Raw genomic sequence first — 13,845 nt, 5'->3', positions numbered from 1 at the left:
ACTTATAAAATATCATAAATTCCTAGGGGCTAAAATTTATAATTTAATAAAACTATTCATCAAGCGAATTTATTTATTTTTAAAATGCATGACTAAAGTTTATGTTTTATAAATGCCTTAATAGCATAATGAGAAAAATAATAGCAAGATTTAAGTAAACTTATTTTTAGAATATTTCTATAAACTTTCCACTGCCATTGTGCTGATTTTATTTTATTTCCTGAGAGGGATTCAGTTGATATTGTATAATTACATAAAGGTTTTTTGGTGATAACTTTAATAGCTTTTTCTGTACTTGATAATAGTTCAAGCCAGAATATATAATCTTCATGTCCGTGTTTTATAAATCTACTATTTTTAATAAGCTCTTTACTTACCATACAAGTTAGTGTTCCAATACAGTTTGATTTTAATAGACTATTTCGATTACATTCTATGGGAGGAATAATATTTTTAATAAATTTCCCTTTATCATCAACATGCCGATAGTCCATATAGCTTATTGAACATTTATGTTCATTCATATATTGAAACTGTAGCAATAATTTTTCTTCTAACCAAAAATCATCAGCATCAAGAAAGCAAATATATTTTCCTGATGCTAAATCTAATCCCTTATTTCGACTTTCTGCTACACCTACATTTTCAAAGTTATTAACTAAGATAATTTTAAGATGTGCTTCAATAATAAATTTTTTTATCAACTCTTCAGTTCCATCATTGGAATGATCATTAATAATAATCCATTCAAAGTTTTTAATTTTTTGATTTTTAAGAGAATTATAGGTCCTAGTGATAAATTTTTCAGCATTGTAGGCTGGTGTTATTACAGAAATATCAATATTTAGATCCATGTTATATATTTAACAAATTAAAAAAATATAAACTTATTCTATTGCTTTTTTTTAAGTTGGGCGAGTTAAATCATATAAAATTTAATAGAATTTTTTACCCCATTTTTAGTATAAATATTTGAAAGTTAAAGAAGTCTTCAATAGAGCCAAATTTAAGCTATGAGAAGCATTGCTTCGCAAGGGTAAGGTATATAGATCTGCCTAATCTGCTTCCTGACCTTGCCACCATACCAATCAGTACCTTACTTTCAAATTCACTTAATCTGCTCAGTATAATGTTGATTATGTAGATCTCGTTTTTATCACTTTTTTAGGTTATTTGTAAGATCCTGTTGTCGGTAAGAGGTCGATGGGAAATCCGTAAGATTTTACAGATCGACAGTAGCTTGCAGCAATGGTTGTCTTTTCATGAAGTTTGAAAATTAACTGTGCAGTCAGCTCAGAATTTGTATGTAATTTAATTTTTTAGTATTTTGAAGATATGACCACAGCAGGGAAAGTAATATGTTGGTTCTAGAAGAAATATATAGAAGTAAAAAAAATGAACATTCCATGTCCTTTAATTTACGTATCCAGCGCAGTTTAAGCTGGTTGAAAAAAGCACTGGTATTTCATGATGATCTTGATCTACAGTTTATTATGGTCTGGGTGGCATTTAATGCATTGTATGCGCAGGAGCAAGCTGCCGATCAGGAACAGCACACTTTAAAACAGTTTCTCAGCTTGATGTGCCATAAAGATGGTGATCAAAAAGTATTTCGTATTCTTTGGGAAAAAAAGCAGCCAATTATTAGATTACTCCTGAGTAATCCATATCTGTATCAAAGTTTTTGGGACTGGCGTAATCAGAAAATCAGTGAGGCAACATGGCGCTCAGACTTTGACACAGAAAAACAGCAGCTCCAGCAAATCCTGCAAGACCATGATTCAGTCAGTTTGTTGGTATCTCTATTTAGCCGTTTAATGACCTTGCATCGACAGTTAAGCCAAGGCGGAGCGACTTACAATAGTGCCATTAACCGGACGCAATTAGCCAATGCTTGCAGTGTTTTAGCGGTATTGGTGCCAACCTTTATCCAAATTTTATTGGAAAATGTCGAAAACATAGATTTTAGTAAACCTTTTTATCCTGTGGTACAAGTCTGTTAGGTCCTATCTTGCAATCAAGCGATTAGGGTAGAACATCCTTTATTTGCTAGCTTCTTATGTCTGAGTTGAAGGAGCAGCGTAATAATGCATATCCAGAAATGCAAAAAAGGCAGCGCAGAGCACCAGACTTAATCCTGCAATACAGGTCATGCTCCAGCCGCCATGATGCCATGAATAAACCCCGAGAGCCGAACCACAAGCCCCACCAATAAAGTAAGAGGTCATGTAGATCGAATTAATTCGTGATTTTGCCTCTGGATGTAAACGGAAAATAATACTCTGATTGCTGGTATGAACGATGGTCAAACCCAGGCTGATGATACCGTAACCCACAATATAGCCCCATAAAGCCTGTCCGCCAATATAGAAAAACAGCCAGCTGATCATCAGTAATGACAGGCCGATCCAGGTGAGGGCTAGGGTATGTCCCTGATCAGCAATCTTGCCAATTTTAGTGGTCGATAATGCTCCAAACACACCAATCAAAGTCACCACGCCAACCAGTACATCGGACAAATGAAACGGCTCGGCGCTGAGTAAAATGGCAATGGTAGAAAACAGGATACTCATGGCAGCAAAAATAAAACCGCCTATTAAAGAGCGTAATCCTAAACGTGGTTCCTGTTGCAGTAACACGGCCATAGATTTAAAAATCTTGGCATAACTCATCTTTAGAGTTGGAATATGGGGAAGCCTGCTTTTAAGCAGAAATGCCACCACTAGCATTAACAGGGCGCTGACCACATAAATGAGTTTCCAGTGAAACAAGTTGGAGAGTAAGCCTGCCAGACTGGTGGACAGCAGCAAACCGACGAGTAGCCCACTCATCAGAAAACCGACCACTTCACCGGTTTTTTCCGGTTTGACGGCCATGGTAGCTAAGGGAATCAGGACCTGTGCAGCAACAGAAAAAAGTCCTGCAATAATGGTTCCCAGCCACAGCATCGGCAGGTTGACTGCAAAAGCACAGAGCAATAAACCCATAGCGGCCAGAAACATGAGCAGGGGAATGAATTTGGTTTTATTGACAATGTCACCTACCGGAACAATAAACAGCAATCCCAGTGCATAAGACACCTGAGCAAAAGTCACCGTTAAGGCCACTTGCGATTCAGCCACATGAAAATCTTGCTGAATGGAATGGATTAAAGGCTGGCAGTAATAATTGGCTCCCGCACATAGGCCACACGCCATGGCCATCAGCCAAAGCAATGATTTATCCTGGCTAATGTCGAGAGAAGTTTTCATAACAGTCCTTGTTTTATTTCAGGCAAGCAAAGTTTGCCGACATTGCAATGTACATGCAAAGTATAGCAAGCCCTATCGGCCTGAACGTGTAAATATGTGGAAAAAGCAATCTTTGAGAGGCTTGCTATGGCTATTTCCCAGCCACACTTTTTAGGTTTTGGTAGGATTGAATCAGACTGAGCAAATATTAATGCGAGAATTTTTTTTTCGACAGGGTAATCATCATCACCCCAATAATATTGAGCACACAGCCTAGCCACTGAATGGCATTTAAATGCTCACCCAGAAAAATGGTGGCTAAGATAATGGTCAAAATCGGGCCAATCGAAGCAATCATGGCCGACTGCGCCGCGCCTAAGCGGGCAATACTTTGAGCCATCAGGATAGTCGGTAACACTGTGACCAAAAGGCCTAAGGCAATGCCGTACCAAATCACACTGACAGGCAGCTGGGTTAATAAATGCAAAGGCTGTGGCGTAGCAATCATGTAATGGGTTAAGGTACCTATACAGGCAATACTCAGCGCCAAACCGGTAAAGTTCCATGAACCAAAACGTTGAATCAGTCGAGGAGTAAGCAATAGATAAGCGGCAAAACATACAGCACTGGCAAATATCAGACTTGCCCCAAGCCAGAAATGACCTTCATGCGGAACATTGCTTTGTTCCTGTAACATCACGATGACCGTACCGCCATAACTTAACGCTATGGCAAACAGGCTTTTAAAGCTCAAGCGTTGTTTATAGATCACGCTGGAAGCCAAAACGGTCAGGGTTGGATAGAGAAATAAAATAATTCGTTCCAGAGATGCACTGATATACATCAGGCCGACAAAATCCAGCCAGCTTGAAAAATAGTAACCGATTAGCCCTGCAACAATTAACAGACCCCAGTCTTTCGCTGCCAGCTCTTTATTGTGATGACGGTTGAACCAGCAAAGCAGCAAAAAAAACGGTAAGGCGCTGGCCATTCTTAAAGCCATCAGTACCGTGCCATCGACCAACGGCGACAGGGCATAGGTTTGCTTAATAAAAATGGCTTTGGTACTAAATAGGAAAGCAGCACAGATCGCAAACAATGAACCTAGTTGTGTTTTAGTTAGACTCAGTTTCATTTTATCTACTTGATGAAGGCGTTTGATCTGGAAAGATAAGGTACTAAGCGTAAATTATAAAGTTTTTAGCTGTAGGGGTTAAATGCAAAAATATGATGGCTATGATTCCAATATGGAATGATTGATGGCAACACATTTGTCTGATTGCTGCCGGTCGCAATGATTCTTAGCGATGTTAAAAATCAACAGCTGAACTATTGAGTGAATTTTATGCAGACAATACTTATTCGAGGCACGCATTGCACGAATCATCAGTATTGAATTACGTAAAAAGTCGGAAATAAGCCTAAAAGTTGATTGTTTGCACTAAGTTGGTGCAAAAATACTCAAATTACGCTGACTAAGATTAAAACATCATCACGCGAAATGGTGATGAAAAAAATATTTATCCATTTTATTACCCTATTAGACTTATGATGAATAAGCATAAAACTACAAAAAAAATATAAAAATGAGGAAAATAAATATTTTTTACAGCAGAACAAATCTTTATTTTCAGCGAAAGCGGGATTTCTTCCGGCTATTATTATTTGCGCTCAAAAAATGGTCTAAATCTGTCACCTCGGCCAATCAGGTAAAGACAAGCATTTAAATTTAATAATTTTATAGATAAATCAGGTAACTTTGCCGCCTTATATCAAATGTCTCTGCATATCTGCGTTTGTCAGAAAGATCAATTGTAGACTTTGACCTGATATAGAACCTCAGCTTCCATCATTTAAACGGTATAGCCCTGTTGATTTTGAAACTGGCATATAAAGTCAGGACGACTGCTGCAAATAAAAGTTAAAGTAATAAATGAGCTATTGCGCAATTATTTTTATGAATCACCAGTTCAAAATATGGGTATTTATTAAATAAATATTGGGTGGTAATTTAAAAAAGTTCAATTAGAATCCAAAAATTCAACAAAAACGCATCCTGGGGGAAACATTGCTTACCGCGATGTTTACTTAAGAAAAATTAGCTTGAGGAACGCTCATGCAGATCGGAATCCCAACTGAAACTGTTGTCGGTGAAAGTCGTGTGGCTGCAACGCCAGAAACAGTAAAGAAGTTGATCAGTGCTGGTCATACTGTAGTCATTGAACGTAGAGCGGGTGTAAAAGCCGCTTATATTGACAGTGCTTATGAACAGGTCGGTGCCAAAATTACGGATGATGCCTATACCGGCAGTCAGATTATTTTGAAAGTTCGTGCCCCTCAAGGTGATGAAATTCAAAAACTTGCTCCAAATAGCGCAGTTATTGCAATGTTTGACCCGTATCGCAATACTGAACTTGATCAGTTTGCATCACAGCAGGTTTCTGCATTTGCATTAGAGCTTTTGCCTCGTACGCTTTCCCGTGCCCAAAACATGGATGTGCTGTCTTCTCAGGCTAACTTGGCTGGTTATAAGTCGGTACTTTTGGCGGCAGCAGAATATCAACGCATGTTCCCAATGCTCATGACTGCAGCCGGTACGGTAAAACCAGCTCGTGTTGTCATCATGGGTGTAGGTGTTGCCGGTCTGCAAGCAATTGCGACTGCAAAACGTTTAGGTGCTGTGGTTGAAGCAACCGATTTACGTCCAACTGCACGCGATCAAGTGGAATCACTTGGCGGTAAGTGGCTAGACGTACCAATGTCTGACGAAGAAAAGCAGAAAGCTGCTGACGCTGCTAAAAATGGTTATGGATGGATGCCAGGTGAGCAATACATCAAAGATCAGGCGGTCATTGTCGACAAAGCTGTTTCTAATGCGGACATCGTGATTACTACTGCGCTTTTACCAGGTCGTGATGCACCTCGTCTAATCAAGGCTGAAACTGTGGCCAAAATGAAACCAGGTTCAATCATTCTGGATATGGCGGTTGAATCAGGCGGTAACGTTGAAGGTTCTAAGTGCGGTGAAAACATCGTGACAGATAATGGTGTGACTATTTTGGGTATTCCAAATATTCCGTCGACAGTTGCGACTGAAGCTTCAGCACTGTATGCACGTAACGTCTTTAATTTCCTCGATACACTGTTTGATGCAGAGAAAAACTTTGCCATCAACCCGGAAGAAGAAATTCAAAAAGCCCTTCTAGTAACTCATGGCGGTCAAGTACTGCTGAAGCGTGGTTAAGGAGATAGATCATGGTTGAAACGATTACAATTTTCGTCCTTGCCATCTTCGTAGGTTACTACGTGGTTTGGGGCGTAACACCTGCTTTACATACGCCATTGATGGCTGTAACCAATGCATTGTCTTCGATCATTGTTGTCGGTGCGATGATTCAAACCGTAGGTTTGCCAGTGATTGGTGTCGATGCCAACGTTGCTTTTCAAAGCGTGAACATCGTGAGCATTTTAGGTGCGGTTGCAGTGTTCTTGGCAAGTATCAACATTTTCGGTGGTTTCGCCGTGACTGCACGTATGCTTGAAATGTTTAAGCCAAAGCAAAAGAAGAAAGAGGGCTAATCAATGGAATTTATTCGAGAATATGCCAATTGGTTCTACTTGATCGGCGCCATTCTTTTTATCTTGACCCTGCGTGGCTTGTCAGGTCCGAAGACTGCGATTGCTGGTAACCGTTACGGTATGATCGCAATGGCCATTGCCGTGATCACTACTTTCTTTGTTGCAGATCATCCTGTGGTCTGGATGATTGTTGGGGCGATGGTGTTGGGTGCGATCGTGGGTATTGCCCGTGCACGTACCGTTCCTATGACGCAAATGCCAGAAACTGTGGCATTGATGCACTCATTAGTAGGTTTGGCAGCTGTTTTAATTGCCATTGCTGCCATTCTGCATAATAACCAGTTAACTGCTCTATTTGCACAAAATGAAGCTGCCTTAACAGCTGCGGGTGTTGAACATGCCCACATGAGCAGCGTTCATTTTTTTGAATTGTTTGTGGGTTGCTTTGTTGGTGCGATTACATTCACCGCATCTGTGTTTGCTTACGGTAAACTGGCTGCGAAGAAATGGGCAAAAACCATTTCGGGTAGCTGGGTAAAACCGGTACAGGCAATTATTTTCCTGGCAATGCTTGGTTGTGGTTTTGTGTTCTTCTCAACTGGCAATATGCAGGCGTTCTGGGCAATGACTGCTCTGGCACTTGCGTTCGGTTGGGTATGGATTGCACCAGTCGGTGGCGGTGATATGCCGGTTGTGGTATCGCTTCTTAACTCGTTCTCTGGCTGGGCAGCTGCAGGTATTGGTTTCACGCTTGAAAACAATATGTTGATTGTTGCGGGTTCGCTGGTAGGTTCTTCAGGTGCGATTCTGTCTTACATCATGTGTAAAGCCATGAACCGTTCAATCATCAACGTTTTGTTTGGTGGTGCAATGGGTGGTGCGGCAGTTGCTTCTGGTGAGAAGGGTGAACAGGTTCAGCGTAACCACCGTTCAGGTTCGGCAGATGACGCGGGCTTCCTGATGTCAAATGCAGACAGCGTCGTGATTGTTCCGGGTTATGGTATGGCTCAAGGTCGTGCACAAAATGCCGTGAAAGAATTGTGTGAAATTCTGAAAGAACAAGGCGTGAAAGTACGTTTTGCGATTCACCCGGTTGCAGGTCGTATGCCTGGTCATATGAACGTATTGCTTGCTGAAGCGGACGTGGCTTATGAAGACATTTTGGAAATGGACGAAATCAACTCTGATTTCCCGGCAACTGACGTGGTACTGGTGATTGGTGCAAATGACGTGGTTAACCCGGCAGCGAAAGATGATCCAACTTCACCAATTTATGGTATGCCAATTCTTGAAGCGCATAAAGCGCGTACTATTATGGTGATCAAGCGTTCTATGGCAACAGGTTATGCAGGTCTGGACAATGACTTGTTCTATAATGAAAAAACCATGATGATCTTCGGTGATGCCAAGAAAGTTGTGGAAGACATGACTAAAGCCATTAATGGCGGCGGTCACTAAATCCACGCTTCAAAAGTCCCTCTTTATGAAAGAGGGATTTAGGGAGATTAAAACCACCTTCGGGTGGTTTTTTGTTTTTTAGAATAGATGATTTTCAATGGATGGAGGGGATGCAAAATAATGACGCATTCTATTGGACTGTAATCCGGGTTTTATCTTGTTTGGTGCAATATTGAATGGCGGTAGGACTACTATGCCTTATAAAGTAACATTTAAGTATTTATTTTCATTAATCATTTAAAAATAGAATTTCTTTTCAATTTAAACAACCAATATGGTCTTCAGTTAAGCGTGTTTCTTAGCATATTTAAAATAAAAAATATATCCAGAGAAATTGGCATTTGTTTTGCATTTTTGTGAGCGAGTTTTAGGGGACTGTTCATGAAAATAATAAAGTGTCTAGCGTTACTGCTATGCGTGTGTGCCTTACCTGCATTTGCAAGTGAAGCTGCGACAAATACAGCAAACATTCAAGAAATACGTTTATCACTCGACAGTGTCTGGGTGGTGATGGGCGGTATATTGGTGTTCTTTATGCAGGCTGGTTTTGCACTGGTGGAAAGTGGTTCTGTGCGAAGTAAAAATACCGTGAATGTATTAATGAAAAACTATATGGATGCTTGTCTGGGGGGATTGGTCTTCTGGTTAATCGGATTTGGTTTGATGTTTGGGGTTAACACTTCAGGTTGGATTGGCACCAGTCATTTTGCACCCGATGTGATGGATGGCTGGCATTGGAATCTATTGTTTTTTCAAATGATGTTTGCTGCAACGGCGACAACTATTGCCAGTGGTGCCATGGCTGAGCGAATTCATTTTGTTGCTTATGTGGTCAGTGCTGCCGTGGTCAGCGGTCTGATTTATCCTATCTTTGGCAGTTGGGCATGGGGCAGTATTTTTGAAGGTTCAGGCTGGTTAAAAGCAATGGGCTTTATAGACTTTGCTGGTTCAACCGTGGTGCATTCAATCGGTGGTTGGGTGGCATTGGCCGGCATTATCGTATTAGGTCCGCGCTTGGGGCGTTTCGGGCGTAATGGACAAAGTCATCATCTGGCAGGACATAATCTACCCTTAGTTGCTTTAGGCGGTTTTATTCTCTGGCTGGCATGGTTTGGTTTTAATGCCGCATCAACCGTCAATGCCAGTGTCAGTATCGGCCGAATTGCCTTGAATACCCATCTGGCGGCCTGTGCGGGAGCTGTCGCTTATATGTTCTATGCCTTAATTCGAGGCAAGGCGATTCTCATGAAGACCACCATTAATGCTTCATTGGGTGGTTTAGTTGGAATTACTGCGGGTTGCGCAACCATGTCTCCCATCTTTGCAGTCGTTACCGGTGCAATTGCAGGTTTGCTTGTGAGTACCTTACCCGTCTTGATGGAGAAATTAAAACTTGATGATGTGGTCGATGCGGTGACAGTGCATGGTTTTTGTGGGGCATGGGGAACAGTGGCTGCAGGCCTGTTTTTTGAAACCGATATGTTTAATTCACAAATTATTTCGATTCAGGTTTTAGGTGTGTTGGCAGCATTTGCCTGGGGCTTCGGAATCGCGTTTATCACCTTTAAAGTGCTGGAAAAAATCTTGGGTGGCTTACGAGTCAGCACGCAACATGAACAACGTGGTTTGGATTATACCGAACATGCCGAGCTGTCTTATCCCGAATTTCAGCGTGATGTGACTTTTGAAACAGATGATATTACCAAACGCCACTAAACCAAGAAGGGGAGTTTAGCTATGCCGAATAAATTACTCACTGTGATGCAAAAGAAACAGGCGATTGAACGCGGTTTAAGTCATTATTTGCAAGGAACTGTACTGGAACGGGTATTGAGTTACTGGGAACAGGAGTATGGCGACAAACCTTCATTTGTACTCAACCGTTTTATGAATGACATTTGTAATACTGATGAATTGCGTGTTCATCGCAAAGAAATGTTAAAACAGGTGTTATGTGAGATGTCGGCGGTTGAAAAACAGGTGCTACTGGATACCAAGCCGAAAAAGCAAACAGAAGTGCAGACTGAGGTGCTGATTTCCGCCGATTTTGCCGATGCCTTTTTTGATCTAATTAATGGGGTGGTACAGACAGTCGCTGCAGCTGATCTGAATAATTTTAATGTGGAAGTCAAAAATCATGTCCAAGCCTTGGGCATTGCGATTGAGAAATCTGCAAATCTGAATGATGCTGCTTTTGCAGAATGTTTACCTTTAACCAGTTATGCGCAGGTGATTACCGCATTATATGAATGCTATTGTGAATTCTATGGTCCAACCAAGGCCGATCAAGTCTATGCACGGGTGAAAATGGACATCAAGAGCAAATATCCGTCGGTGGACTTGCATCACTTATTATAGTGGGAATCAATTTTCATTGGATGGACGTTCAGACTTAACCTAAACTTAAGGCTGAACGTCACAATAAAACCGGCAGCACAAAAAAAGCGACCTGAAGGTCGCTTTTTTACTTTAATTTTTTAAGCTACTGATTCTGGTGTAGCGCGCCATAAGCTTTCCAGGTCGTAAAATTTACGCGCTGTTGGAAGCATAACGTGAACCACAACAAAACCAAGATCGATGAGGATCCATTCAGCATCACGTTCGCCTTCAACGCCGAGAGGGCGGAAACCCGCTTTACGTGCTTCTTCAGCAACATTGTCTGCGAGGGCTTTAATGTGACGGGTTGATGTGCCGCTTGCAATCACCATGGCATCTGCCACATTGCTGATAGAGCTGACATCAAGTTCTAGAATATCTTTTGCTTTTACATCTAATAGGGCTTCATGTACAACTTTCAAGCAAGCTTGTACATCTTTAGCATGAGTATTCATTGCGTGTTCGAGAGAATTAGAAGCGCTGGGCGATGGTTCTAAATTCATAAAAGGTTTAATTTCCGGACAATATCTCACTGTGTAATATAGCGGTTTTGGCGCTGAATTTCAAATCTGTTCATAATTTAACTTTGCGGATGTTTTGCAAAATATTTATCTTTCCAGGCAAAAGAATGGCTGGAATGCGCTTGTGGCCGGTATTCTGCTGCAGTGAAACCTGTATAGGTACTTTGGTTTAACCACTGAAAAATTTCTGCATAGGGAATTTGTGCAGTATCAGGCTGATGACGTCCCGGACAGTCTGCAAACTGGATGTGTCCAATATCCTGAATATTTTCCTTTAAGCCTTGTAGTACATCTTCACCCATCATCGCCATATGATAGCAGTCATATTGCATTTTTAGCGCCGGGTGTCGTACTGCTTCCAGCATTTCCTGGGCTTGGGCAATATTTTGTACCAGAAAGCGTGGCATGTCGGTGCCATTAATCATTTCAAACACCGGTTGAATATTGTGTACAGTAAACATTGAACACGCCAGTTTTAAATTTTTTGCCAGTGTATTTAGGCAAGGCAATAAATCTGAATCGAGCGGTTGCTTACCGGCCAAAATATTGACATTCGGTACATTGAGTCCAGTAGCGTATTGAATTGCCTGTTCCAAGGCACGATGAAACTCAATTTCTTGACCCGGGACACCAGCCAGACCATTGCCACCTTGCATCAGGTCGCCTGCAGGCACATTAATCAGGCACAAGCCCAGATCATGCAGGGTCAATTGAGTCTGAATCTGTTCGATGCTGAGTTCATAGGGAAACTGAATTTCAACATATTGAAACCCGTGGGCACGCGCCAGAGCAAAACGCTCAATCAGAGGCACTTCAGTAAAAATCATAGATAAATTGACCGCCAGCTTAATCATGCTTTTACTCCTCGCTCACTAAAGAAAATGGGCTGCTCAAGATTCAACAAGTTGAATGACAGTTGCCAGGTCAGCTTCAGCATAGCCTTTATTTTGGTGGGTTTTCAATTGTGAAAGTGCCTGTTTTGCGACAGGAATATTTAAATTGAACTGTTCAGCCAGCTGCACGGCGTTATTCAGGTCTTTGGACAGGGTTTGCACCTTCCATTGCACCGGCTCAAAAGTATGCGTCGCCATACGCGGAGTTAAAATCTGGAAAGGTTTCGAGTCGGCAAAACCGCCGGCGAGAGCAGGGGCAAGCAAGGTGGTATCGACACCGGCTTGCGCCGCTAAGGCCACTGCTTCAGCAATTAAGGTACTGTTCGCTGCAACAATCAGCTGATTGCAGATTTTAGTCGCTTGCCCGGTACCTGTTTCGCCCATACGCGTCACACGTTGCGAAAGCACATTATAAATCAGGGATAAATCCTGGATAGTTTGCATATCCCCACCGGCAAAAATCACCAGTGTGCCCAATTCAGCGCCGGCAGTTCCACCTGATACGGGGGAGTCAATCCACTGTACTTGGCAAGTTTTTGCCTGCTCTGCCAAAGTCTTGGTTTTATCCACAGACAAGCTAGAAAAATCAACAATAACTTGACCAGCAGTGAGTTGATCCTGGATTTGATCAAACACAGCCTGCACGGCAGTATCATCCGCCAGACAGGTCAAAATAACAGGATAGTTTGCAATCTCTTGCAGGTTTAAAGCTGTAGCACCCATGTCAATCAGCACATCACAGGCCGATACTGTTCTGTTCCACACTGCCACGTCAAAACCGGCCTGAATCAGCCGAGTCGCCATTCGGCTGCCCATCAGTCCCATGCCTAAGAATGCAATTTTTGTATTACGGTCAAAACCCATGTGTTTTTCTCTGGACAATGCTGTTATTTCACTATTTTACTTATATTGGCGCGGTAAAAACTGAACTTCCGGGTTCTTGTCTTTTTTACGCGCCAATTTACTGTTTTTGCCTAACAGTAATTTTAATTGCCAGATTTTCTCCAGACGTAACGATTTCTTCGGTTGATGTTCCATGGCATCCAGTACATGTTTGGCAGCAGCAAGTGCATCCGGAGAGCGTTGCAGCATTTCTTCTGCAATCGCTTGGGCTTTGCTCATCGGTGATTCATCCAGATGCGTCACCAAACCAATCTCTTTGGCATAATTGGCATCAAAAATACGTCCGGTCAAGGTCAGTTCTTTGGCTAGATCGATACTGATAATACCTTTAATCGAGCGGGTCAGCCCCATGTCTGGCACCAGTCCCCAACGGCTTTCCATAATCGACATTTTGGTCTCTGGATGGGCGATGCGAATATCTGCAGCCAAAGCCAGTTGCATACCGGCACCCAGGCAATAACCTTCAATTGCCGCAATGACCGGAACAGGCAGTTCCTGCCAGATTAAAAAGGCTTTTTGAAACAGGCTTTGTCCCGGTTTGAGCAGTTCCCAAGCCGCGTAAGCGGTATTTTTTGGTGCGTTTAAATCTGCCAGATCAATGCCGGCGCTAAAGACCTGCGCTTCGCCGGTTAAAATGACACAACGAATGGAACGGTCTTTTTTTATCTGTTTGGCTGCATTGACCAGTTCGTGTAATAAAGCAAAGCTCATGGCATTACGCTTTTCTGGACGGTTTAAAGAAACGGTTGCGATGCCATTATTTTTTTCTATGCGAAGTAACGCCATGAGGGTAGACCTGTATTTTTCTATAGTTTTGAGCATAACATGGGTATTTATGCGATACATGACAGCAGAGTCACATCTAAAGATGGACGCTACTGCCAA

The 13,845-nt window shown here is 42.0% G+C and carries 13 protein-coding genes; 6 read left to right on the top strand and 7 right to left on the bottom strand.

The annotated features are described in order from the left end of the window. Positions 1 to 92: 92 nt before the first annotated feature. Positions 93 to 854, bottom strand: coding sequence for a glycosyltransferase family 2 protein (locus ACE01R_RS07845; protein ID WP_395550240.1), 762 nt, complete (start codon positions 852 to 854; stop codon positions 93 to 95). 504 nt (positions 855 to 1,358) lie between these two features. Here ACE01R_RS07845 and ACE01R_RS07840 point away from each other — a divergent pair. Beyond that, on the top strand, positions 1,359 to 2,003 hold the full coding sequence (locus ACE01R_RS07840) for a hypothetical protein (RefSeq protein WP_395550238.1): 645 nt from the start codon (positions 1,359 to 1,361) through the stop codon (positions 2,001 to 2,003). Positions 2,004 to 2,057: 54 nt separating this feature from the next. On the opposite strand, the gene ACE01R_RS07835 is transcribed toward ACE01R_RS07840, so the two are convergent. After that, positions 2,058 to 3,251, bottom strand: a complete 1,194-nt coding sequence (locus tag ACE01R_RS07835) for an MFS transporter (RefSeq protein WP_395550237.1) — start codon at positions 3,249 to 3,251, stop codon at positions 2,058 to 2,060. Positions 3,252 to 3,438: 187 nt separating this feature from the next. Beyond that, positions 3,439 to 4,365 (bottom strand): DMT family transporter, encoded by a 927-nt coding sequence (locus ACE01R_RS07830; protein WP_395550236.1) that lies wholly within the window; start codon positions 4,363 to 4,365, stop codon positions 3,439 to 3,441. A gap of 981 nt (positions 4,366 to 5,346) precedes the next feature. Between ACE01R_RS07830 and ACE01R_RS07825 the strand changes: the two genes are divergently transcribed. The 5 genes from ACE01R_RS07825 (at position 5,347) to ACE01R_RS07805 (ending at position 10,625) form a co-directional block, all read left to right on the top strand. Then, complete coding sequence (locus ACE01R_RS07825; RefSeq protein WP_395550235.1) at positions 5,347 to 6,474, top strand: Re/Si-specific NAD(P)(+) transhydrogenase subunit alpha; 1,128 nt, start codon at positions 5,347 to 5,349, stop codon at positions 6,472 to 6,474. An 11-nt stretch (positions 6,475 to 6,485) separates the two neighbouring features. Next, positions 6,486 to 6,809 (top strand): proton-translocating transhydrogenase family protein, encoded by a 324-nt coding sequence (locus ACE01R_RS07820; protein ID WP_395550232.1) that lies wholly within the window; start codon positions 6,486 to 6,488, stop codon positions 6,807 to 6,809. Positions 6,810 to 6,812: 3 nt separating this feature from the next. Continuing rightward, positions 6,813 to 8,267 (top strand): NAD(P)(+) transhydrogenase (Re/Si-specific) subunit beta, encoded by a 1,455-nt coding sequence (locus ACE01R_RS07815; protein WP_395550230.1) that lies wholly within the window; start codon positions 6,813 to 6,815, stop codon positions 8,265 to 8,267. A gap of 381 nt (positions 8,268 to 8,648) precedes the next feature. Next, entirely contained in the window at positions 8,649 to 9,983 is a 1,335-nt protein-coding gene (locus tag ACE01R_RS07810; protein WP_395550229.1) for an ammonium transporter, read from the top strand. A 21-nt stretch (positions 9,984 to 10,004) separates the two neighbouring features. Next, positions 10,005 to 10,625: a hypothetical protein gene (locus ACE01R_RS07805; protein WP_395550228.1), complete on the top strand. Its 621-nt coding sequence runs from the start codon at positions 10,005 to 10,007 to the stop codon at positions 10,623 to 10,625. Between the two features lie 119 nt (positions 10,626 to 10,744). Here the strand turns inward: ACE01R_RS07805 and rsfS are convergent, their stop codons facing one another. From rsfS to ACE01R_RS07785, 4 genes are all read right to left on the bottom strand, one after another. Continuing rightward, complete coding sequence (rsfS, locus tag ACE01R_RS07800; protein ID WP_395550311.1) at positions 10,745 to 11,146, bottom strand: ribosome silencing factor; 402 nt, start codon at positions 11,144 to 11,146, stop codon at positions 10,745 to 10,747. Between the two features lie 77 nt (positions 11,147 to 11,223). Beyond that, the gene (locus ACE01R_RS07795; protein ID WP_395550227.1) at positions 11,224 to 12,018 is read right to left on the bottom strand and encodes a hydroxypyruvate isomerase family protein; all 795 of its coding nucleotides are present in this window, start codon (positions 12,016 to 12,018) and stop codon (positions 11,224 to 11,226) included. A 36-nt stretch (positions 12,019 to 12,054) separates the two neighbouring features. Continuing rightward, on the bottom strand, positions 12,055 to 12,921 hold the full coding sequence (locus ACE01R_RS07790) for an NAD(P)-dependent oxidoreductase (protein ID WP_395550226.1): 867 nt from the start codon (positions 12,919 to 12,921) through the stop codon (positions 12,055 to 12,057). Positions 12,922 to 12,957: 36 nt separating this feature from the next. Continuing rightward, a complete protein-coding gene (locus ACE01R_RS07785; RefSeq protein WP_395550216.1) occupies positions 12,958 to 13,746 on the bottom strand; it encodes a crotonase/enoyl-CoA hydratase family protein in 789 nt (262 codons plus the stop codon). Positions 13,747 to 13,845 lie beyond the last annotated feature (99 nt).

It is taken from the genome of Acinetobacter sp. BSP-28, from assembly GCF_044130285.1.
Taxonomy (GTDB): Bacteria; Pseudomonadota; Gammaproteobacteria; order Pseudomonadales; family Moraxellaceae; genus Acinetobacter.
This window is presented reverse-complemented; position numbering and strand designations above follow the sequence as displayed.

Coding starts and splice junctions, on each gene's coding strand:
- ACE01R_RS07820 (WP_395550232.1), top strand. CDS start 6,486: ATGGTTGAAACGATTACAATTTTCGTCCTTGCCATCTTCGTAGGTTAC.
- rsfS (WP_395550311.1), bottom strand. CDS start 11,146: ATGAATTTAGAACCATCGCCCAGCGCTTCTAATTCTCTCGAACACGCA.
- ACE01R_RS07805 (WP_395550228.1), top strand. CDS start 10,005: ATGCCGAATAAATTACTCACTGTGATGCAAAAGAAACAGGCGATTGAA.
- ACE01R_RS07835 (WP_395550237.1), bottom strand. CDS start 3,251: ATGAAAACTTCTCTCGACATTAGCCAGGATAAATCATTGCTTTGGCTG.
- ACE01R_RS07840 (WP_395550238.1), top strand. CDS start 1,359: ATGTTGGTTCTAGAAGAAATATATAGAAGTAAAAAAAATGAACATTCC.
- ACE01R_RS07795 (WP_395550227.1), bottom strand. CDS start 12,018: ATGATTAAGCTGGCGGTCAATTTATCTATGATTTTTACTGAAGTGCCT.
- ACE01R_RS07815 (WP_395550230.1), top strand. CDS start 6,813: ATGGAATTTATTCGAGAATATGCCAATTGGTTCTACTTGATCGGCGCC.
- ACE01R_RS07830 (WP_395550236.1), bottom strand. CDS start 4,365: ATGAAACTGAGTCTAACTAAAACACAACTAGGTTCATTGTTTGCGATC.
- ACE01R_RS07845 (WP_395550240.1), bottom strand. CDS start 854: ATGGATCTAAATATTGATATTTCTGTAATAACACCAGCCTACAATGCT.
- ACE01R_RS07790 (WP_395550226.1), bottom strand. CDS start 12,921: ATGGGTTTTGACCGTAATACAAAAATTGCATTCTTAGGCATGGGACTG.
- ACE01R_RS07825 (WP_395550235.1), top strand. CDS start 5,347: ATGCAGATCGGAATCCCAACTGAAACTGTTGTCGGTGAAAGTCGTGTG.
- ACE01R_RS07810 (WP_395550229.1), top strand. CDS start 8,649: ATGAAAATAATAAAGTGTCTAGCGTTACTGCTATGCGTGTGTGCCTTA.
- ACE01R_RS07785 (WP_395550216.1), bottom strand. CDS start 13,746: ATGGCGTTACTTCGCATAGAAAAAAATAATGGCATCGCAACCGTTTCT.